Below are 20,135 nucleotides of genomic sequence, written 5' to 3' on the forward strand. Positions count from 1 at the left end.
ATCAGGCTCCAGGTGGCGGAAGACCCGGCTGAAGGTGTCGTGGCTGGGAATGCCATGGGGCAGCGTCAGGAAGCGGCGTAGGAAAGGTTCTTTCGACTGTCCGAAAAGCGCCATATCTGAACAGTCCTCAGCCCCACAGAGCACAGCGCAGAGGGCAATAAACAGGATCTCATCCAACTCGTGACGGGCGTTGGGCCCCCTGGGGTCAGGCAGATCGGAAAAGCAGCTGGTGACAGATGCCATATCACTCCTTGATACCGGCACATAGCGGATACCGGCAAGAGTGCCTACGATGCGGGCAGCGTGTCTATGGACGACTACTTATCTAACTGCGATAGCCCTGCAGTATACCGCCCCTGCCGTGGCTGTGAACCGCGGGCCCGGTTACAATCGGTCCTCGTCTCGACCCGAACCCTCCGACTCCAGGATGCCTTGTGGCTGATTCTCCCGCTGATGTGTCTTCCTCCACCCTCGTGCTGAGCGACGAGGCCCTCGCCGAAGGCCTGGTTACCCTGCGTGACTGCCTGCGCTGGGCCGCCAGCGAGTTCCACCTGGCGGGCCTCTTCTATGGTCATGGCACCGACTCCGCCTGGGACGAGGCCGTGGCACTGACGCTGGGCGCCCTGCATCTGCCCTGGAATGTCGACCCGGCGGTGCTCGAGGCGCGGTTGCTGCCCATGGAGCGTACCCGCATCGTGTCGTTGGTGCGGGCCCGTATCGAGACTCGACGTCCTCTGCCCTACCTGCTGGGTGAAGCCTTCTTTGCCGGGGCTCCCTTCAGCGTCGACGAACGGGTGCTGATTCCGCGCTCGCCTGTCGCTGAACTGATCGAGCATGGCTTTGCCGCCTGGTTTCCCGACGAGCCCCCGGCACGGGTACTTGATCTCTGCACTGGGTCAGGCTGTATCGGCATCGCCACGGCGCTGCATCTGCCGGGCTGCGAGGTCGACCTGGCCGATATAAGTCCCGATGCCCTGGCCGTGGCCCGAGAGAACATTACCCGCCACGACGTGGGCGAGCGGGTGCGTGCCGTGGAATCCGATCTCTTCGCGGGGCTCGCTGGGCCACGCTATGACCTGATCGTCTGCAATCCGCCCTATGTGGATACCCGCGACCTGACCACCATGCCCGCCGAGTTCCGCCATGAGCCCGCATTGGCGCTGGGCGCCGGGGCCGATGGGCTGGATATCGTGCGGCGCATCCTGCGTGAGGCCCGCGAGTACCTCACTGGTGAGGGCGTGCTGATCGTCGAGGTCGGCAATTCCGACCACCACCTGGAGGCCGCCTTCCCCGAGGTGCCCTTCCTGTGGCTCGAATTCGAGCGTGGTGGCCAGGGCGTGTTTGCCCTGACCGCTGATGAACTCGACGCCCATGCGGCGTCCTTCGCCTGATTTCCCTCTCCCGATCCAGGAGGAGCGCCCATGTCCGGTAATACTTTCGGTAAGCTGTTCACCCTTACCACCTTCGGCGAGAGCCACGGCCCTGCGTTGGGCGCCATCGTCGACGGCTGCCCGCCGGGATTGACGCTCACCGAGGCGGACCTGCAGCACGACCTGGATCGTCGCCGTCCCGGCAGTTCCCGCCACACCACCCAGCGCCGCGAGCCCGATCGGGTAAGGATCCTCTCCGGCGTCTTTGAAGGGGTGACCACCGGCACGACCATCGGCCTGATGATCGAGAACACCGACCAGCGCTCCAAGGACTACTCGGAGATCAAGGACCAATTTCGTCCGGCCCACGCCGACTACAGCTACCATCACAAGTACGGGATTCGTGACTACCGCGGCGGCGGACGCTCCAGTGCACGGGAAACGGCCATGCGGGTAGCGGCCGGGGCCATCGCCAAGAAGTATCTCGCCGCACAAGGGATCATTGTACGCGGCTTCATGAGCCAGCTCGGCCCCATCGAGATCGAGTTCAAGCAGTGGGACGCCGTGCACGACAATCCCTTCTTCTGCCCCGATCCGGACCGCGTGGCAGAACTCGAGACCTACATGGACCAGCTGCGCCGTGACCAGGACTCGGTGGGGGCAAGGATCACCGTGCTCGCCGAGGGCGTGCCGCCGGGGCTCGGCGAACCGGTCTTCGACCGCCTGGACGCCGAGCTGGCTCACGGCCTGATGAGCATCAACGCGGTGAAGGGCGTCGAGATCGGCGATGGCTTTGCCGCCGTGGGCCAGCGTGGCAGCGAGCATCGCGACGAAATGACTCCCGAGGGCTTTCTCTCCAACCATGCCGGCGGCGTGCTGGGCGGTATCTCCAGTGGCCAGACGATCATCGCGCATCTGGCACTCAAGCCTACCTCCAGTATCACCACGCCGGGACGCAGTATCGATGTTCACGGCAACCCGGTTGAGGTGGTCACCAAGGGGCGGCATGACCCCTGTGTAGGCATCCGTGCCACGCCTATCGCCGAAGCGATGATGGCGCTGACCCTGATGGACCATCTGCTGCGCCACCGCGGCCAGAATGCCGAGGTCCAGGTATCGACACCCCGGCTGCGTTGAGCCGCGCCATCCGTCATGGCTGCTACACTCCAGTAGACCACCAAGAAGAGTGACGCCATGAAGATCAACGTCGAGTTCGACCTGACACCCGAGGAGTTTCGCCAGGCGCTTGGCCTGCCCGATGTGGAGGCCTTCCAGAAGGATCTGCTTAACCGGATCCAGAAGCATATGGAATCGGGGGTGGAGGGGTACGACCCGATGAGCCTGATGCAGCCCTTCCTTCAGCAGCCCGGCTTATCGCAGAACCTCTCCCAGAATCTCTCTCAGGGGCTGTCCAGTTTCGGCAACTACCAGCAGATGATGCTCGACATGCTGACCAAGGCTGCCAGTTCCGCGAGCAGCGGTGGTGGAGCAGCGAGCGAGTATCAGAAGGGTCAGAAGAACCAGAAGACCGAAGCTGGGGGCTCCGGTAACTCGGGGAACTCCTCCAGTGGCTCTGCCGGAACGTCCAGCACCGGCAGCAGCTCTCGCAAGTCCACGGCCAGTGCCCGCTCCCGCAGCAAGCGTGAGAGCTGACAGCGTGAAACGTCGGCGCTTATTCGACCTTCGCAGTAGGTGCTGTTAACACAGTTGCAACTGTAGAGGTGGAATACTACGCTTTGTGCATTGCAGCAAACCGATCGTTACCGATCCTCGAGGAGGAATTCGATATGAAAGACCAGGACAAGATGATGGACGCATTCAACGAGCAGACTCGTCAGTTCTTCGAACCGATGCGTAAGCTCAACTCGCTGATGCTGAACAACATGGAGAAGATGACTCAGTATCAGATGGAGTCCATGAAGCGCTATAGCCAGATGGGTACTGAGCGCATGCGGGACGCCAGCGAGATCAGCGATGCCGAGGGCATGAGGGACTTCGGTACTCGCCAGACCGAGATGATGAACGAGCTTTCCAAGCAGATGCTCGAGGATGCCAAGGCGATGAGCGAGATGAGCCTGGAATTCAAGGCTGAACTCGAGAAGCTCTACGCCGAATCGGGCAAGCAGCTCGCCGAGCAGGCCGAAAAGGCCGGTCAGGCTGCCAAGGGTGAGGCACCGAAGTCGGATGAACCCGCCAAGGCGAGCAGTCAGTCCACGTCGCGCAAGCGCTGATATCGCGATAACCTAATCGCGTCTGTCCGGTTCTCGGGTCACGAGGGCCGGACAGTGCCGTTGTTGGCCATATCGAACCCTAGGTCGGTTCCAGTCTCCGCCCGTCAGAAACACCGGCCTTCATGAATAACAGGAGGGGGCAATGCAGTCAGGGGTGCAAGCACCGACACAGGTCGAGCTCGAGGCGTGGAACGCCCAGCTCGCCGTGATCGGCGAGGAATACAAGGCCTTGATGCAGGATCTGCTGGCGCGCATGGTGCCCAGCGATGCAGCGGAATCGGTCCATGAAGATATGCGCCAGTGCTTCCAGGCCGGTGCCCAGTCGCTGATGCAGAACCCGCCCCTGCTTTGGCAGACCCAGTCGCGACTGCTCCAGGATCAGTTCCAGCTCTGGCAGCAATCGCTGCGTCGTCTCGCCGGTGAGGACGTCGAGCCGTTGATCACGCCGAGCAAAGGCGATCGTCGCTTCAAGGACGATGCCTGGCTTGACGACCCCTATTACCTGGCAATCATGCAGCAGTACCTGCTGTTCTCGCGCACCGTGGAAGAGCTGATCGAGAGCCTTGACGGTCTCTCGGAGGACCAGAAGCGCAACCTCGGTTTCTATGCGCGTCAGCTGGTCAATGCCATGGCCCCGACCAACTTCGTCACCACCAATCCCGAGGTGATGCGCAGGACCATGGAAACCCGAGGTCAGAACCTGATCGAGGGACTGGCCCGGTTGCGCGAGGACCTGGCCAACTCCGCCGAGGGCATCAATGTCACCATGACCGATCGCAGTGCCTTCGAGATCGGTGAGAACATTGCCGTCACCCCGGGGGCGGTGGTCTACGAGAACGAGTTGATCCAGCTGATCCAGTACACGCCGACCACCGAGCAGGTCTACAAGACGCCGTTGCTCGTGGTGCCGCCCTGGATCAACAAGTACTACATCCTCGACCTTCGCCAGGATAACTCCCTGGTCCGATGGCTGGTGGAGCAGGGCCACACCGTCTTCCTTATCTCCTGGCGCAACCCTGGTCCCGAGCAGCGTGACCTGACTTGGGCCGACTACATGCAGATGGGTCCCATCGCCGCCATGGGGGCCATCGAGCAGGCTACCGGCGAGAAGTCGGTCAATCTGATGAGCTACTGCATCGGTGGAACGCTTGCCGCCTCGACCGTGGCCTACCTGACCAGCACCCGGCGTGGTCGCAAGGTCAAGTCGGTAACCTACATGGCTACCCTGCAGGACTTCCGTGACCCGGGCGAGATCGGTGTCTTCCTCTCCGAGACGGTGCTCGAGGGCATTGAGGCCAAGCTCGAGCGTGACGGCTACCTGGACGGTCGGGTCATGGCCTACTCCTTCAACCTGTTGCGCGAGAATGACCTCTTCTGGTCCTTCTACATCAACAATTACCTGAAGGGTAACGCGCCGGCTCCCTTCGACCTGCTCTACTGGAATACCGACGGCACCAACCTGCCGGCCGGGACCCATGCCTGGTACCTGCGACGCATGTACCTGGAGAACCGTCTGGTCCAGCCGGATGGCATCGAGCTCGATGGGGTCAAGATCGACCTGCGCAAGGTCTCCACGCCGAGCTACTTCATCTCCCCCAAGGATGACCACATCGCCAAGTGGAACAGTACCTACTACGGTGCCCTCCTGCCCAAGGGGCCGGTCAAGTTCGTGCTGGGTGGCTCCGGTCATATCGCCGGAATCGTCAATCCGCCCAGCAAGAACAAGTACGGCTACTGGACCAACGACGAACTGCCGGCTACCGCCGATGAGTGGCTGGAGGGCGCTCAGCCCCATGAAGGCTCCTGGTGGCCCCACTGGCAGCAGTGGATCACCGAGAACGGCTACGTGGACACCGAGAAGCTGGTACCGGCGCGACAGCCCGGTGATGGCGAGCTCGACATCCTCGAACCGGCGCCGGGGCGCTATGTGCGCATGACTATCCCCGAGGTGCTGGGCGATAAGTAAGCACCGAGCTGTAAGCGCCGAGCCGTCTAGTGGCAGGGGCCGGTGACGAGGTAGAAAACAAAAAACCCGCTGGACTCTTTGTCCACCGGGTTTTTTTATGGCTTGGCCGCTTGGCCGCTTGGCCGCTTGGCCGCTTGGCCGCTTGGCCGCTTGGCCGCTTGGCCGTTAGTAGCTCGGTCCTCGGCACCGCAGCCGCAGGCCGGGCACCACCAGCAGGGCCGCCAGCAGCCAGGTCGGCCAGCTGCCCGTGCGGGTGAAAGGGGTGAGACCTTCCATGGGCGTGACTTCACCCTCGAGGATGGTGGTCTCGAACTGCGGTGCCCGGGCAGTGATCCTGCCCTGTGGGTCGATGAAGGCGGTGACGCCATTGCTGGTGGCACGCACCACCGGGCGGCCGTTTTCCAGGGCCCGCAGGCGGGCCATCTGCAGGTGTTGCAGGGGCCCGATGGAGGCCCCAAACCAGGTGTCGTTGGAGACCGTGAGCAGGACCCCCGCACCGCGGGCTCGAGAGGCTACCAGGTCGGCATAGATGATCTCGTAGCAGATGGCATTACCGAGGGTCAGCTCGCCGGCGCGGATCGGTGCTTGATTGGCCGGTCCCGGGGTCATGGTCGGCGCCGGCAGGTCGAAGAAGGCGATGACCCCGCGCAGCAGGCTCTCCAGGGGCAGGTATTCGCCGAATGGCACCAGGTGGGCCTTGCGATATTCACCCTCGACGTCGCCTCGGCCGACGACGCTGTTGTAGTAGAGGCCGCTGTCGTCACGCTGGAGGACGCCGGTGAGCAGATCGGTGCCCGTCGGCAGGCTGGCCCTGGCGCGGTCGAGGATGGGCGCAGCCTGGTCCTCGAACATGGGCAGCGCGGCCTCGGGCCACACCACCAGATCGATGTCCTTCTCTAACTGGCGGGTCATCGATAGGTAGGTGTCGACCGCGCGGCGCTGCCCCTCGGGGGTCCACTTGATCAACTGGGGGAGGTTGCCCTGAAGCAGGGCGACGCGCACAGGCTCGCTGACGGGCGAGGTCCACTGTGCGGGCAGGACCAGCGGTACCAGCCACAGCACGGCGATGGGCGCGATGGCCCACCAGCGGCGCCGCAGGACCTCGATACCCAGGCTGCCCGTTAGGGCGGTGATCAGCGAGAGCAGGTAGACGCCACCCACCGGGGCCCAGGGGGCGAGCGGCGAGTCCACCTGGCCAGTGCCCAGCAAAAGCCAGGGGAAGCCGGTGAACAGCCAGGTTCGCAGCCACTCGCCGAGCACCCAGGCACCCGCAAAGCTAAGCGCTGCGAGGTGTGGCCCGCACAGTCGCCGGTAGAGCCAGAGAGTAATGGCGAAGAACAGCGCCAGGCCTGCAACGAACAGCGCGGTGAGGAAGAGTGCCAAAGGCACCCCGGTGTATCCGTAATCATGAATCGAGACATAGACCCAGGAGGCGCCGGAGCCGAACAACCCCAGCCCATAGCACCAACCGCGAAGCGCCGCCTGAGCGGGTGTCAGGGCATGAAGGCCCAGGTAGACGAGGCCGGCTGCCACCGGCGCAAGCCACCAGAGCTCGAAGGGGGAGGCGGTCAGGGTGGTGAGGCCGCCGGCGATCAGTGCCGCCAGGCAGCCCAGTGCTGGGGTCAGGCGGAACTCAGCCAATGGTTTGTCCATCCGTGGTCATCGGGTCGCGCTACTCCTCGTCGCTCTCCTCGCAGGGTTCGGCCTCGAGCAGGCGGATGCGGCGGTTGTCGGCGTTGAGCACGGTGAAGCGCCAGCCACCTATCTCGGTATGCTCGCCGCGTCCCGGCAGGTGGCCGAAGCGCTGCATCACCAGGCCGCCAAGGGTGTCGAACTCGTCGTCCGAAAAGCGGGTGCCGAAGCGTTCGTTGAAGTCCTCGATGGTGGTCAGGGCACGAATCGCATAGCGATCGTCGCCTAGCTCGCGGATATCGATCTCTTCGTCGATGTCGTGTTCGTCCTCGATCTCGCCGACGATCTCCTCGAGGATGTCCTCGATGGTGACGATGCCCGCCGTACCGCCATACTCGTCCACCACCACCGCCATATGGTTGCGGGTGTCCTGGAATTCCTTGAGCAGGCTGTTGAGGCGCTTGGATTCGGGTACGAACATGGCCGGTCGCAGCACCTCGTCGAGTTGGAAGGGCGTGCCGTTCCCGTGGCCGTTGCGCAGCAGGGGCAGCAGGTCCTTGGCCAGCAGGATGCCCTTGACCTCGTCGAGATTCTCGCCGATCACCGGATAGCGGGAGTGGCCGGTTTCGAGGATCACCGGCAGGTATTCCTCGAGGGGTTGGTCGAGTGCGATGGCGGTGATCTGGGAGCGCGGGATGAGGACTTCACGCACCTGCTGATCGCTGATGTTCAGGGCGCCCTCGATGATCATCATGGCGTCCTGGTCGAGCTTGAGGCGGGAGCCCGCCTGGCGCAGGAATTCCAGCAGTTCGTCGCGGGAGCTGGGTTCATCGCTGTCGCTGGACAGGGCGCTGAACAGCTTGTCGAGCCAGGACTTGTTGCCCTGGCTGCTCGATCGATCTTCGCTCATGCGTCGGCTCTCTCGTCCTCGGTATCGGAATCGCGATTCGACGGCGCATAGGGGTCGGCGATCCCCAGCGACGCGAGTATTTCACGCTCGATGGCCTCCATGGCCTCGGCCTCGGTGTCTTCCTCATGGTCATGGCCCAGCAGGTGCAGGGTACCGTGGACCACCATGTGAGCGTAGTGAGCGCGCAGCGACTTGTCCTGCTCCGCGGCCTCACGGACCACCACCGGGTGGCAGATCACCAGGTCACCGAGCAGCGCAAGCGTGATCCCGGGCGGGCTCTCGAAGGGAAAGGAGAGCACGTTGGTAGGCCTGTCCCTGCCGCGGTAGTCACGATTGAGAGCCTGGCTCTCGGCGTCATCGACGAAGCGGATGGTGAGCTCGTGGCGTGATTCATCGGCATGGCGCGTTAATACGACGGCCACCCACTCCTCGAGCTCGGCCTGGCCCGGCAGGTCATCGGCCTCGAGCGCGACCTGGCGGTCGAGGAGAGAGTGGCTCATGAGTCGGCGGGTCCCTGGTCGTCGTGGCGCTGCCTGTCATGTCGGACACGCTCCAGGCGTTCCTGCCGTTGTGTCTCGCGTTGCTCGCGCTGGGCACGCTCGGAGGCTTCCTGTTCGGCCTCGAAATGGTCATAGGCCTCGATGATGCGCTGCACCAGCGGGTGGCGCACGACGTCCTTGGCGGCGAAGTGGGTCACGCCGATGCCGGGAGTCTCCTTGAGTACCTCGAGTACCTGGATCAGCCCGGAGGCCTGGCCACGGGGCAGATCGACCTGAGTGATGTCGCCGGTGATCACCGCGGTGGAGCCGAAGCCGATGCGGGTCAAGAACATCTTCATCTGCTCGCGGGTGGTGTTCTGGCTCTCGTCGAGGATGATGAAGGCGTTATTGAGGGTGCGTCCGCGCATGTAGGCCAGCGGGGCGATCTCGATCACCTGACGCTCGATCAGCTTGGCGACCTGCTCGAAGCCGATCATCTCGTAGAGAGCGTCATAGAGGGGGCGCAAGTAGGGGTCGATCTTCTGGGCCAGGTCGCCGGGCAGGAAGCCGAGCTTCTCGCCGGCCTCCACGGCCGGGCGCACCAGCAAAATGCGGCGAACTTCCTGCTGGTTGAGGGCCTCTACCGCCGCTGCTACGGCCAGGTAGGTCTTGCCGGTGCCCGCCGGACCGATGCCGAAGTTGATGTCGTGGGCACGTATGCTCTGCACGTAGCTCTGCTGATTCAGGCCGCGAGGCTTGATCAGCGTACGCGGGGTGCGCAGCAGGACCTCGTCCTCCGCCTCGCCGCCTTCCTCTTCGTCTAGTGCCTCCAGCCCCGATTCCTGCAGGAAGAGATGCACGGTGTCCGGGTCCAGGTCGCTGGCCTCTGTCTCGCGGTAGAGGTGCTCCAGCACGTTGGCAGCTGCCTTGACGTGATGCGTCGGTCCGGCGAGCTGGAAGATGTTGCCGCGGTTGCGAAGCGTGATACCGAGCCGCGATTCGACCAGTTTGAGGTTCTCGTCGCGTTGGCCACAGAGATTGGCCAGGCGACGGGGGTCGTTGGGCTCGAGGTTCAGGGTGATGATGCGATTGGCCTGGGAGGCTGGTTGGGTCAAGTCGGGGTGGTCCTGGCTAATGGATGTAGGATCAGCTTACTGCCCCGGAGCTCGCCGGGGCAACGGCAGAGCGACTCAATAGCACGCCGGCGAAGCGAGTTCGCCACGCAGCGAATTGGGCAGCGCCTCGCTGATCTCCACGTCGACGAAATAGCCGATCAGCTCGGTGGGGTTGGGCGCACGGAAATTGACCACCCGGTTGTTCTCGGTGCGTCCGGAGAGCTGGCCCGGGTCTCTCGGCGAGAAGCCGGTGACCAGGATGCGCTGGGTGGTGCCCACCATGCGCCGGCTGATCTGCATCGCCTGCTGGTTGATGCGCTCCTGGAGAATCGCCAGGCGCTGCTTCTTGACGCTTTCCGGGGTGTCGTCCTCGAGATTCGCGGCCGGCGTGCCCGGGCGTGCCGAGTAGACGAAGCTGAAGGAGTGGTCGAAGCCGATGCGGTGGATCAGATCCATGGTGGCCTCGAAGTCCGCCTCGGTCTCGCCGGGGAAGCCGATGATGAAGTCCGAGGAGAAGCTGATGTCCGGGCGCAGTTCGCGGATACGCTCCAGTTTCTCGACGTATTCCTCCACGCCGTGGCCGCGCTTCATGGCCGCGAGCACGCGATCCGAGCCGGCCTGCACGGGGAGGTGCAGATGGCTGACCAGCTCGGGAATCTCGCCGTAGGCCTCGATCAGGCTGTCGGAGAATTCCACCGGATGGGAGGTGGTGAAGCGCACGCGGTCGATGCCCTCCACCGCCGCCACGCAGGCGATCAGCTCGGCCAGGTCGATCTCGTCGCCCAGCTGGTTTTCGCCACGGTAGGCATTGACGTTCTGGCCCAGCAGGTTGATCTCGCGCACGCCCTGTTCGGCGAGGTGGATGACCTCGTCCATCACCGGTTCGAAGGGGCGTGAGACCTCCTCGCCGCGTGTATAGGGCACCACGCAGAAGGTGCAGTACTTGGAGCAGCCTTCCATCACCGAGACGAAGGCGGTGGCGCCGTCGGAACTCGGCTTGGGCAGGTGATCGAATTTCTCGATCTCGGGAAAGGTGACGTCGACTACCGAGATCTGGTCCTGCTGGCGCGAGTCGAGCATCGACGGTACCCGGTGCAGGGTCTGCGGCCCGAAGACCATGTCGACATGGGGCGCGCGCGTGCGAAGCGCCTCGCCTTCCTGGCTGGCCACACATCCCCCGACGCCGATCAGCAGGTTGGGGTTGGCCTCCTTGAGCTTCTTCCAGCGACCCAGCTGGTGGAATACCTTCTCCTGGGCCTTCTCGCGGATGGAGCAGGTATTGAGCAGGATGACGTCGGCATCGCGTTCGTCGTCGGTGAGCTCGAGCTGGTGGGATTCGCCGAGCAGATCCGCCATGCGCGCGGAGTCGTACTCGTTCATCTGGCAGCCGTGCGTCTTGATGAAGAGTTTCTTCGCCATAAGAATAGGTCGCGGCATCTGGCGCGACGATGCACCGGTGGATGGATGTTGGCGGGTGGCCGAATGGCTACCCGGAAAGACCCGTCATTATACGCCCGGGCCGCCATCGGGGCCAGCTGTCGTCAGTCGCGACTGTGGTACCCTGTGCGTCTCGCCGGGATGGGTGCGGGAGCCTGTCCTGGTCAGAAAATGACCGGAAGCGCCATGGGGCAGTTGGCATGCCGGCTGCCGGTCGCTTTCCAGCGGTTTTCCCGATGGTTGTCCACAGCCGCTGTGGGTAACCGATACCACGAACATCAGCATCGCCGCCACGGTCTTCTGTGGGTGGTGAATCTTTCGCAACACGCGAGCCTTGGACAGCCAGGACAACGGCATGACGATACACAGACTCAAGATTCTGACACTGGGCGTGGCGCTCGTGACGCTCCCCCTAACCCTGCATGCCCAAGAGGAAGTCGACGCTACCGCCTGGGTGTCGGACGACCTCACCACCTTTGTGCGCAGCGGCCCGACCGATGGCTATCGGATCATCGGAACCCTGACCGCCGGTGAGCCGGTGACGGTCCTCGAGACCAGCGGCGACTACAGCCGAGTCGTTGACGCCGAAGGTGACACGGTCTGGATTCTGAGCGACGAGTTGCAGGAGACCCCCAGCGCCCAGGAGCGATTGCCGGTGATGGAAGCTCGGGTGGAGGAATTGACCGAGGAGCTTGCCGGCATCAACGACACCTGGCAGAGCCGTACCGCGTCGATGAGCGAGACCCTCGAGGTCCGCGAGCGGCGCATCGCCGAGCTCGAGTCGCGCAACGCAGCCCTCGAGGAGGAGACCGAGCAGGCGCGCTCCACCATTCGTGAGCTCCAGGCCCGCCTGGATACCCAGGAAGAAGACCTTCTGATGCGCTACTTCATGTACGGTGGCGGTGTCGCTGGGGCCGGGTTGCTGGTGGGGCTGATCGTGCCCCACCTGCCGCGTCGTCGTCGCAAGCGCGATCGCTGGTTCTGACGCGGGCAGGGGGAGAGATGGCCAACGAATGGCTGGCGCGCTGGCGCGAGGGGCGCATCGGTTTCCATCGTGACCGGCCCCATCCGATCCTCGTCCGTTACTGGCCCAGCCTGGGGGCGCGCCCCGGCACCAAGGTACTGGTACCGCTGTGCGGCAAGAGCCTGGACATGCGCTGGCTGGCGCGCCATGACCACCCGGTGCTGGGCATCGAGCTGGCCGGGCAGGCCATCGAAGAGTTCGTCGCCGAGGGTGTGGGGGAGCTGACGCGTTACCGCCAGGCGGGTTTCGACATCTGTCGCCAGGGCAACGTGGAGCTGTGGTGCGGCGATTTCTTCCACTTCCATATCCAGCAGGCGGCGGAGATCGGTGCCTTCTACGACCGCGCCGCCCTGATCGCCCTGCCGGCGGCTACCCGCCAGCGCTACGCCTTCCATCTGGCCCAGTTGATTCCCCCCGGCGCTCGAGGGCTGCTGATCAGCCTGACGCGTGGCCCGGGCGGCCCGCCCTTCAGCGTCTCTGCCGAGGAAGTGCGCGAGCTGTTCGAACCCAACTTTCGCGTCACGCACCTGGAGGACGGCGAGCCGGAGCCCAACGGCTTTCGCGAGAGTGCCTGGGCGCTGGTACGCCGCGGCCCGCTGACCTGAGAGGATTCAGCGGGCCAGCAGTCGTCCCAGCTCGGGGTCGCGGAAGGCGCGGTCGAGGCCGTCGGAGAGCAGCTCGTTGACCATGCGGGTGTTGGCCTCCTTGCCGGGGCGCATGGCATAGCTCTGGGTGCGGCGCGAGGTGTAGGTGCCGGTATAGGTGGTACCGTCGTTGGTCGCCTCGGCGACCAGTACCGACTCGAGCCTTGCCTCGTCGATCACGGGACGGCTATTGCCACGCTCGTAGCCCAGGTGATCGAGGGTCAGTGTCAGGCTGGGTCTTCCCTCGGCGGGCTCCGGGGTGGGAGTGAAGCCCATTTCCCTTACGGCGCGTTCTGCCTCTGCCTGCAGCCGAGGCACCAGCTCATGGGCCTCCACCGTGATCACCGCAGTGGACATGGCACTGCCGGTGCGGGTGCCGATGACCTCGCTGTCGCGATCGTCTACGGCTGTCACGGTGACCGCCTGGCCGCTACCGCTCTGCGGCACCTGGGCCGTGCGCTTGGGGTCGAGTTGCAGGTAGTGAGGGCTTGAACAGCCGGCCAGCCAGCCGGTGATGAGCAGCAGGGCGCAGGCACCCAGGAAATGGCGACGCTGCATGGAAAGTCTCCCAATGATGGCAGGGCCTCGAGTATAGCCTCCGCCCCGGGTAGCGGGAACCGGTGCGAGACCCCTTGCCTGCAAGGGTTTACACTGCAGGGACAGCCTCAGGAGCCTCGACATGATCCGACCCGCCACATGGGAGGAGTTCCCGCATCTTGTCGACATCTGGTTGCGTGCCTCCCAGCAGGCCCACCCCTTCATTTCCGAGGCCTACTGGAGGGCGCTTGCCGATGACATGGCGCTTCGCCGCTTGCCCGCCTGCGAGGTGCTGGTGCTGGAAGCCGGGCAACGCGTGATCGGCTTCTGTGCCATGCATGGCGATCATCTCGAGGCGCTGTTCGTGGACCCTGAGGTGCAGAGCTTCGGGTATGGCAGCGGTTTGATGGCCCACGCCATGGCGGGCCACTCGTATATCACCCTGTGGGTCTATTCCCGTAATGTGCGCGCCGTCTCCTTCTATCGACGGCTGGGTTTCAACATTGTCGATGAACGCGAGGACCCGCAGACCGGGGAGTGGGAGTCACTCATGGCCTGGTCACGCTGACGGTGTGCGGTGAGGTCCTGACCCTCGCGGGGCTCTGGTAGAATGCCCGGGATCGCGCGATCGCCTGCACACCCTCATGACGGATGACTCCATGACAGACACGACCCGCGACTTCCTCATCGCTCCTTCCATTCTTTCCGCCGATTTCGCCCGGCTGGGCGCCGAAGTGGATGATGTCCTTGCCTCCGGCGCCGATATCGTGCATTTCGACGTGATGGACAACCACTTCGTGCCCAACCTCACGATCGGGCCGATGGTCTGCGAGGCCCTGCGCAAGCACGGGGTAACGGCGCCCATCGATGTCCACCTGATGGTCAAGCCGGTGGATCGGCTGATCGGCGATTTCATCGACGCCGGGGCCAGCTACGTCACCTTTCATCCCGAGGCTTCCGACCACATCGACCGCTCGCTGCAGCTGATCCGCGACGCTGGCTGTCAGTCCGGCCTGGTCTTCAACCCGGCCACGCCGCTCTCCTTCCTCGATTACGTGATGGACAAGGTCGACATGATCCTGCTGATGAGCGTCAATCCCGGTTTCGGAGGCCAGTCGTTTATCCCCGCGACCCTGGACAAGCTGCGCGAGGCCCGGCGGCGTATCGATGCCTCGGGCCGCCCGATTCGCCTGGAGATCGATGGCGGGGTGAAGGTCGACAACATCGCCGAGATTGCCCGGGCGGGGGCCGATACCTTCGTGGCTGGCTCGGCGGTGTTCAAGGCGCGCAACGAGGCCGATCCGCATCGTTACGATAGCGTGATCCGCGATTTTCGCGACCAGTTGGGCAGGCTATAGGCCACCCCTTGGAAGAGACGCCTCCCACCCCTCTGTGGCACATCTACCTGGTGGAGACGGCCGGCGGAGCACTCTATACCGGTATCACCACCAACGTGACTCGCCGCCTGGCCGAGCACCGTACCGGCCGGGGGGCCAAGGCGCTGCGCGGTCGCGGGCCCCTGATACTGCGCCATCACGAGTCGGTAGGTGGTCACGGTGAGGCGCTGCGCCGCGAGGCCGAGATCAAGCGGCTCTCGGCGGCACGCAAGCGGGCCTGGCTGGAGGATCGGCAGGCCGAGCAAGACGATCAAAGGCGGCAAGGAGCGAGCATGCACCCCATTCTTGACGGTATCGAGCTGGTGGCCTTCGATCTTGACGGCACCCTCATCGACTCCGTGCCGGACCTGGCCCTGGCCGTGGATGCGGCCCTGGCCGATCTGGGCCTGCCGCCCCCCGGCGAGACGAAGGTGCGCGACTGGGTGGGTAATGGCTCGCTTGTTCTGATGGAGCGCGCGCTGCGGTGCGCAATTCAGGCTTATGGCGAAGCTTCTCCCGACGAGGCGCCAGGGACCGATCGCAGAGGGGATCCTATGCCATGGATGGCATCGGTAGCGCCCAGGGAGGGGGTCACAGCGCCCCCTCGAAGATCAGTCGCCGGAAAAGCCTCACCGCAGACACAAATATACGACAATGCCTTGTTGGAGCGCGCCCACGCCGCCTTTCTTGAGCACTACGGCCGCGACCCCGGCGCTCATACCCGGCTCTATCCCGGGGTGCGGGAAGCGCTGGACGCTCTACGCGATCGAGGGCTCCCGCTGGCGCTGGTGACCAATAAGCCCTACGCCTTTATCGCACCGATCCTCGATGGCTTCGGTCTCAGTGATACCTTCGCGCTCTGTCTGGGCGGCGACAGCCTGCCCGAGAAGAAACCCGATCCGGCTCCGCTGCTGCATGTGGCGGCCCACTTTGGCGTTTCGCCTTCGGCCTGCCTGATGGTCGGTGACTCGCGCCATGACATCGCGGCCGGACGCGCCGCGGGGTTTCGCACCCTGTCCGTGACCTATGGCTACAATCACGGCGAGCCGGTGCGCGACAGCGGCCCCGATGGCGTGGTTGAATCGCTCTCGGAACTCGTTTAACGTGATTTCGGCTAATGCTATAAGCGCGGCCCAATCAATATGTTATTGCTATAAGACGCGGAAACCACTTGATGATCAGCCGCACGAAGCCCGACTCCCTCTCGACCGTTGGTGGCGCCATGGCCGCCGTCCGACGCCTGCCCCGTTCGCCTGCCCGCTGCGGCTGGCGATGGTGACGCTCGCCTCGCGAGCCTGACCCGCAGCGCCCCCTGCGCCCGCCATCGCCAACCCGTCATATCGAGGACCCGGGCATGATGACCCCCGAACGTTTCCATGAGCTGGCCGACGCCGGCTACAACCATATTCCGGTCACCCGCGAGGTGCTGGCCGATCTCGACACCCCGCTTTCCACCTATCTAAAGCTGGCCGACGCCCCCTGGACTTTCCTGCTGGAGTCCGTGCAGGGCGGCGAGAAGTGGGGCCGCTATTCGATCATCGGGTTGCCCTGCCGCGAACGTATCGAGATCCGTGGCTTCACCGTCAGCCACATAGTCGATGACGAACTCCACGGCGCCGCCGAGGTGGCGGATCCCCTCGAGTGGATCGAGCAGTTCCAGGCTCGCTTCAAGGTGCCGCGCCTCGATGACCAGCCGCGCTTCGACGGTGGCCTGGTGGGCTACTTCGGCTACGACACCATCCGCTACATCGAGCCGCGACTGCGCAGCGAGGCCGCCGCCAAGCCTGACCCGCTGGGCGTGCCGGATATCCTGCTGATGGTCTGCAACGACCTGGTGGTGTTCGACAACCTCTCCGGCCGCCTGGCCTTGTGGACCCATGCCGATCCGGCTGAGGCCGGCGCCTACGCCAGCGCAGTGGAGCGCCTGGAAGCCCTGGAGATTCGCCTGCGCAGTGCCACCCTCAATACCATCAGCCCCGGCACCGGACGCGCCGCGGTGGAGGAGGGTCACTTTACCTCGGGCTTCACCGAGGAGGGCTTCAAGGCGGCCGTGGAAACCATCAAGGAGTATGTGCTGGCCGGCGACGTCATGCAGTGCGTGCCCTCCCAGCGTATGTCGATCCCCTATCAGGCGCCGCCGCTCGATCTCTACCGGGCCCTGCGCAGCCTCAACCCCTCGCCCTACATGTTCTACCTGAACCTGGGCGATCATCAGGTGGCGGGTTCCTCGCCGGAGATCCTCACGCGGCTGGAGGAGGGCGAGGTCACGGTGCGCCCCATCGCCGGCACCCGCAAGCGCGGCTATAGCGAGGAGGAGGATTGGGCCCTGGAGGCCGACCTGCTCGCCGATCCCAAGGAACTCGCCGAGCACCTGATGCTGATCGACCTCGGGCGAAACGACGTGGGGCGCATCAGCGAGACCGGCACGGTGACGGTGACCGACCGGATGGTGGTCGAGCGCTACTCCCACGTGATGCACATCGTCTCCAACGTGGTCGGTCGCCTCCAGCCGGGGCTTTCTGCCATGGACGTGCTGCGCGCCACCTTCCCGGCGGGCACCGTGTCTGGCGCGCCCAAGATTCGTGCCCTGGAGATCATCGACGAACTGGAGCCGGTCAAGCGTGGCGTCTACGCCGGCGCGGTGGGGTACCTCTCCTGGCACGGCAACATGGACACCGCCATCGCCATCCGTACCGCGGTGATCAAGGATGGCCAGTTGCATGTCCAGGCCGGGGGCGGTGTGGTGGCCGACTCCGTGCCCGAGATGGAGTGGCAAGAGACCCTCAACAAGGGCCGCGCCATCTTCCGTGCCGTGGCCATGGCCGAGCGCGGCCTGGACAATCTCGAGTGATACGCCACCCCTGAATTCCTTGCGTCTGGCCTTGACCGGACGAGCGCCCCGCGGGCGGGAGAGAACGACCATGAAAGTCTGCATGATCGATAACTACGACAGCTTCACCTTCAATGTGGTGCAGTACCTGGGAGAACTGGGCGCCGAGGTGGTGACCCATCGCAACGACGCCATTAGCCTGGAGGAGATCGAGGCCCTGGCGCCGAGTCACCTGGTGATATCGCCGGGCCCCTGCACGCCCGACGAGGCCGGCATTTCCATGGCGGCCATTCGCCGCTTCGCTGGGCGGCTTCCCGTGCTGGGGGTCTGCCTGGGTCATCAGGCGATCGGCCAGGTCTATGGCGGCAAGGTGGTCCGAGCGACCCAGGTAATGCACGGCAAGACCTCGCGGATCCGCCACCTCGGCCAAGGCGTTTTCGAAGGCCTCGAGGACCCGCTGGAGGTGACGCGCTACCATTCGCTGGTGGTGGAGCGCGAAAGCTTGCCCGACTGCCTCGAGGTCACCGCCTGGTGCGACGATGACGACGTCACTCCGGGGCTGATCATGGGGCTGCGCCACCGTGAGCTGGATATCGAAGGGGTGCAGTTCCACCCCGAGTCGATCCTGACCCGCCAGGGCCATGAACTCTTGGCCAACTTCCTGAAACGTCGCTGAGCCGTGCCCATGCCAGAGGAGACCAATGTCATGCAGATGCGAGAGGCCATCGGTGCGGTGATGCGCCGTGAGAACCTGAACTTCGCCGAGACCCACGAGGTTATGCGCCAGATCATGACCGGCGAGGCCAGCGATGCCCAGATCGCCGCCTTCCTGGTGGGCATGGCCATGAAGGGCGAGACTGCCGAGGAGATCAGTGCCGCGGCTCAGGTGATGCGCGAACTGATGAACCCGGTCCGGCTGCAGGCCGACAACGTGGTCGACATCGTCGGCACCGGGGGCGATGGCGCCAACCTCTTCAACGTCTCCACGGCGGCGAGCTTCGTGGTTGCCGCGGGCGGGGCCCATGTCGCCAAGCACGGCAACCGTGGCGTCTCCTCGTCGTCGGGCAGCGCGGACCTCTTCGCCGTGGCGGGCATCGATCTGAACCTGGATGCCGAGCAGGTGGGCCGCTGCATCGAACAGGTGGGCGTGGGCTTCATGTTCGCTCCCAACCACCATCCGGCGATGCGCTATGCCGTGGGCCCGCGTCGCGAGATGGGCGTGCGCACCCTGTTCAATATCCTGGGGCCGCTGACCAATCCCGCCGGCGTCCTCAACCAAGTGCTGGGCGTCTATGCCCCCGAGTTGGTGCCGCTGATGGCCGAGGTGCTGCGGCGTCTGGGCAGTGACCACGTGCTGGTGGTACATGCCGAGGACGGCCTCGACGAGATCTCGCTGGCGCAGCCGACCCTGGTTGCCGAACTGAAGGATGGCGAGATTCGCGAATACGTCATCACCCCCGAGGACTTCGGCATCGAACGCCAGTCACTGGACCCGCTGCGGGTGAAGACCGCCGAGGACAGCCTGCGACTCGTCGAGCAGGCCCTGGTGGGCGATGGGCCGGCAGCGGACATCGTCGCGCTCAATGCCGGTGCCGCCCTCTACGTCTCGGGGGTGTCCGACAGCCTCGCCGAGGGCGTAGCCATGGCCCAGGATGCCCAGGCCTCGAAGTTGCCGCTCGAGAAGCTCAGGGAACTCGCCAACTTCACCCGCGTGTTCACCCAATGAGATCCGACATGACCGATAGCCGCCCCCTGCCCACCATCCTCGAGCGCATCCTGGCCCGCAAGGAGGAGGAGGTCGCCGAACGCCGCCGCGTCGTCTCCGAGCAGGAGCTGCTGCGCCTGGCCGCCGAGCAGTCCGACCCACGGGGCTTCGTCGCCGCGCTCGACCGTGCCATCCAGGCCGGTGACCCGGCGGTGATCGCCGAGATCAAGAAGGCCTCGCCCTCGAAGGGAGTGATCCGCGAGGACTTCCGCCCCGGAGAGCTCGCCGCGAGCTACGCCGAGGGCGGTGCGGCCTGCCTCTCGGTGCTCACCGATGCCGACTTCTTCCAGGGTCATGAGGACTTCCTGATCGAGGCACGCGAGGCCTGCACCCTTCCCGTGATCCGCAAGGACTTCATCACCCACGGCTATCAGGTCAGCGAGGCTCGCGCCCTCGGCGCCGACTGCATCCTGCTGATCGTCGCCGCCCTCGACGATGCCCGCATGGCGGACCTGCATCGCCAAGCCGTGGAGTTGGGCATGGACCTGCTGGTGGAGGTGCACGACGCCCAGGAGCTGGAGCGGGCCCTCAAGCTTGACCTCGCCCTGGTGGGCATCAACAACCGCGACCTGCACACCTTCGACACCCGCCTGGAGACCACCTTGGAATTGCTGCCGCGCATTCCCGCCGGCGTCACCGTGGTCACCGAATCCGGCATCCATACCCGCGATGACGTGCTGCGCATGCGCGAGCACGACGTCAACGCCTTCCTGGTGGGCGAGGTCTTCATGCGCGAGGCCGACCCCGGCCAGGCTCTTCGCCGGCTGTTTTTCTGAGCGAGCGGTGGGAGGAACCGAGAAGGGCCGGCGATGCCGGCCC

General features: G+C 64.8%; 21 protein-coding genes and 1 pseudogene. 15 read left to right on the forward strand and 7 right to left on the reverse strand.

All coding sequences use genetic code 11. From position 1 onward, the window contains the following. The coding region (locus BMY30_RS16255; RefSeq protein ID WP_139195542.1) for a transposase family protein at positions 1–243 on the reverse strand (243 nt) is incomplete at its 3' end. Positions 244–434: 191 nt separating this feature from the next. On the opposite strand from BMY30_RS16255, the gene prmB reads away from it, so the two are divergent. From prmB to phaC, 5 genes are all read left to right on the forward strand, one after another. Next, positions 435–1,391 (forward strand): 50S ribosomal protein L3 N(5)-glutamine methyltransferase, encoded by a 957-nt coding sequence (prmB, locus tag BMY30_RS16260; RefSeq protein ID WP_089715643.1) that lies wholly within the window; start codon positions 435–437, stop codon positions 1,389–1,391. 30 nt (positions 1,392–1,421) lie between these two features. After that, positions 1,422–2,507, forward strand: a complete 1,086-nt coding sequence (aroC, locus tag BMY30_RS16265) for a chorismate synthase (RefSeq protein WP_089715645.1) — start codon at positions 1,422–1,424, stop codon at positions 2,505–2,507. 57 nt (positions 2,508–2,564) lie between these two features. Then, positions 2,565–3,023, forward strand: a complete 459-nt coding sequence (locus BMY30_RS16270; protein WP_089715647.1) for a hypothetical protein — start codon at positions 2,565–2,567, stop codon at positions 3,021–3,023. Positions 3,024–3,157: 134 nt separating this feature from the next. Next, complete coding sequence (locus tag BMY30_RS16275) at positions 3,158–3,601, forward strand: phasin family protein (RefSeq protein WP_089715650.1); 444 nt, start codon at positions 3,158–3,160, stop codon at positions 3,599–3,601. A gap of 142 nt (positions 3,602–3,743) precedes the next feature. Then, positions 3,744–5,567 (forward strand): class I poly(R)-hydroxyalkanoic acid synthase, encoded by a 1,824-nt coding sequence (phaC, locus tag BMY30_RS16280; protein ID WP_089715652.1) that lies wholly within the window; start codon positions 3,744–3,746, stop codon positions 5,565–5,567. Positions 5,568–5,732: 165 nt separating this feature from the next. Here the strand turns inward: phaC and lnt are convergent, their stop codons facing one another. The 5 genes from lnt to miaB form a co-directional block, all read right to left on the reverse strand. Then, positions 5,733–7,220 (reverse strand): apolipoprotein N-acyltransferase, encoded by a 1,488-nt coding sequence (gene lnt / locus BMY30_RS16285; RefSeq protein WP_089715654.1) that lies wholly within the window; start codon positions 7,218–7,220, stop codon positions 5,733–5,735. A gap of 19 nt (positions 7,221–7,239) precedes the next feature. Next, the gene (locus BMY30_RS16290) at positions 7,240–8,109 is read right to left on the reverse strand and encodes a CorC family transporter (RefSeq protein WP_089715656.1); all 870 of its coding nucleotides are present in this window, start codon (positions 8,107–8,109) and stop codon (positions 7,240–7,242) included. Then, positions 8,106–8,609, reverse strand: coding sequence for an rRNA maturation RNase YbeY (ybeY, locus tag BMY30_RS16295; protein WP_089715659.1), 504 nt, complete (start codon positions 8,607–8,609; stop codon positions 8,106–8,108). The genes BMY30_RS16290 and ybeY overlap by 4 nt, the downstream gene beginning before the upstream one ends. After that, positions 8,606–9,703, reverse strand: coding sequence for a PhoH family protein (locus BMY30_RS16300; protein WP_089715661.1), 1,098 nt, complete (start codon positions 9,701–9,703; stop codon positions 8,606–8,608). Before BMY30_RS16300 ends, ybeY begins: the two co-directional genes overlap by 4 nt. A gap of 75 nt (positions 9,704–9,778) precedes the next feature. Beyond that, positions 9,779–11,122, reverse strand: coding sequence for a tRNA (N6-isopentenyl adenosine(37)-C2)-methylthiotransferase MiaB (gene miaB / locus BMY30_RS16305; RefSeq protein WP_089715663.1), 1,344 nt, complete (start codon positions 11,120–11,122; stop codon positions 9,779–9,781). 373 nt (positions 11,123–11,495) lie between these two features. Between miaB and BMY30_RS16310 the strand changes: the two genes are divergently transcribed. Then, positions 11,496–12,125, forward strand: a complete 630-nt coding sequence (locus BMY30_RS16310; protein ID WP_089715665.1) for a TIGR04211 family SH3 domain-containing protein — start codon at positions 11,496–11,498, stop codon at positions 12,123–12,125. Between the two features lie 17 nt (positions 12,126–12,142). Next, positions 12,143–12,769: a class I SAM-dependent methyltransferase gene (locus tag BMY30_RS16315; protein WP_089715668.1), complete on the forward strand. Its 627-nt coding sequence runs from the start codon at positions 12,143–12,145 to the stop codon at positions 12,767–12,769. A gap of 6 nt (positions 12,770–12,775) precedes the next feature. Here BMY30_RS16315 and BMY30_RS16320 read toward each other — a convergent pair whose 3' ends face one another. Continuing rightward, positions 12,776–13,366 carry a YajG family lipoprotein gene (locus BMY30_RS16320; RefSeq protein WP_089715670.1) on the reverse strand — a complete coding sequence of 197 codons (591 nt, stop codon included), beginning with the start codon at positions 13,364–13,366 and terminating at the stop codon, positions 12,776–12,778. A gap of 121 nt (positions 13,367–13,487) precedes the next feature. Between BMY30_RS16320 and BMY30_RS16325 the strand changes: the two genes are divergently transcribed. The 8 genes and pseudogenes from BMY30_RS16325 (at position 13,488) to trpC (ending at position 20,092) form a co-directional block, all read left to right on the forward strand. Beyond that, entirely contained in the window at positions 13,488–13,913 is a 426-nt protein-coding gene (locus tag BMY30_RS16325) for a GNAT family N-acetyltransferase (protein WP_089715672.1), read from the forward strand. Between the two features lie 91 nt (positions 13,914–14,004). Then, a complete protein-coding gene (gene rpe / locus BMY30_RS16330) occupies positions 14,005–14,703 on the forward strand; it encodes a ribulose-phosphate 3-epimerase (RefSeq protein ID WP_089715675.1) in 699 nt (232 codons plus the stop codon). A gap of 8 nt (positions 14,704–14,711) precedes the next feature. Continuing rightward, positions 14,712–14,942, forward strand: a pseudogene (locus BMY30_RS18345) (GIY-YIG nuclease family protein); the annotation flags it as partial. Between the two features lie 72 nt (positions 14,943–15,014). After that, entirely contained in the window at positions 15,015–15,824 is an 810-nt protein-coding gene (gph, locus tag BMY30_RS16335) for a phosphoglycolate phosphatase (RefSeq protein ID WP_244516254.1), read from the forward strand. Between the two features lie 254 nt (positions 15,825–16,078). After that, positions 16,079–17,572: an anthranilate synthase component I gene (trpE, locus tag BMY30_RS16340; protein ID WP_089715718.1), complete on the forward strand. Its 1,494-nt coding sequence runs from the start codon at positions 16,079–16,081 to the stop codon at positions 17,570–17,572. Positions 17,573–17,642: 70 nt separating this feature from the next. Beyond that, complete coding sequence (locus BMY30_RS16345) at positions 17,643–18,227, forward strand: anthranilate synthase component II (RefSeq protein ID WP_089715679.1); 585 nt, start codon at positions 17,643–17,645, stop codon at positions 18,225–18,227. Positions 18,228–18,257: 30 nt separating this feature from the next. Next, positions 18,258–19,277 (forward strand): anthranilate phosphoribosyltransferase, encoded by a 1,020-nt coding sequence (gene trpD, locus BMY30_RS16350; RefSeq protein WP_089715681.1) that lies wholly within the window; start codon positions 18,258–18,260, stop codon positions 19,275–19,277. An 8-nt stretch (positions 19,278–19,285) separates the two neighbouring features. Further along, positions 19,286–20,092, forward strand: coding sequence for an indole-3-glycerol phosphate synthase TrpC (gene trpC, locus BMY30_RS16355; protein WP_089715684.1), 807 nt, complete (start codon positions 19,286–19,288; stop codon positions 20,090–20,092). The last annotated feature ends 43 nt before the right edge of the window (positions 20,093–20,135 follow it).

This window comes from Halomonas daqiaonensis (genome assembly GCF_900109725.1).
Taxonomy (GTDB): domain Bacteria; phylum Pseudomonadota; class Gammaproteobacteria; order Pseudomonadales; family Halomonadaceae; genus Halomonas; species Halomonas daqiaonensis.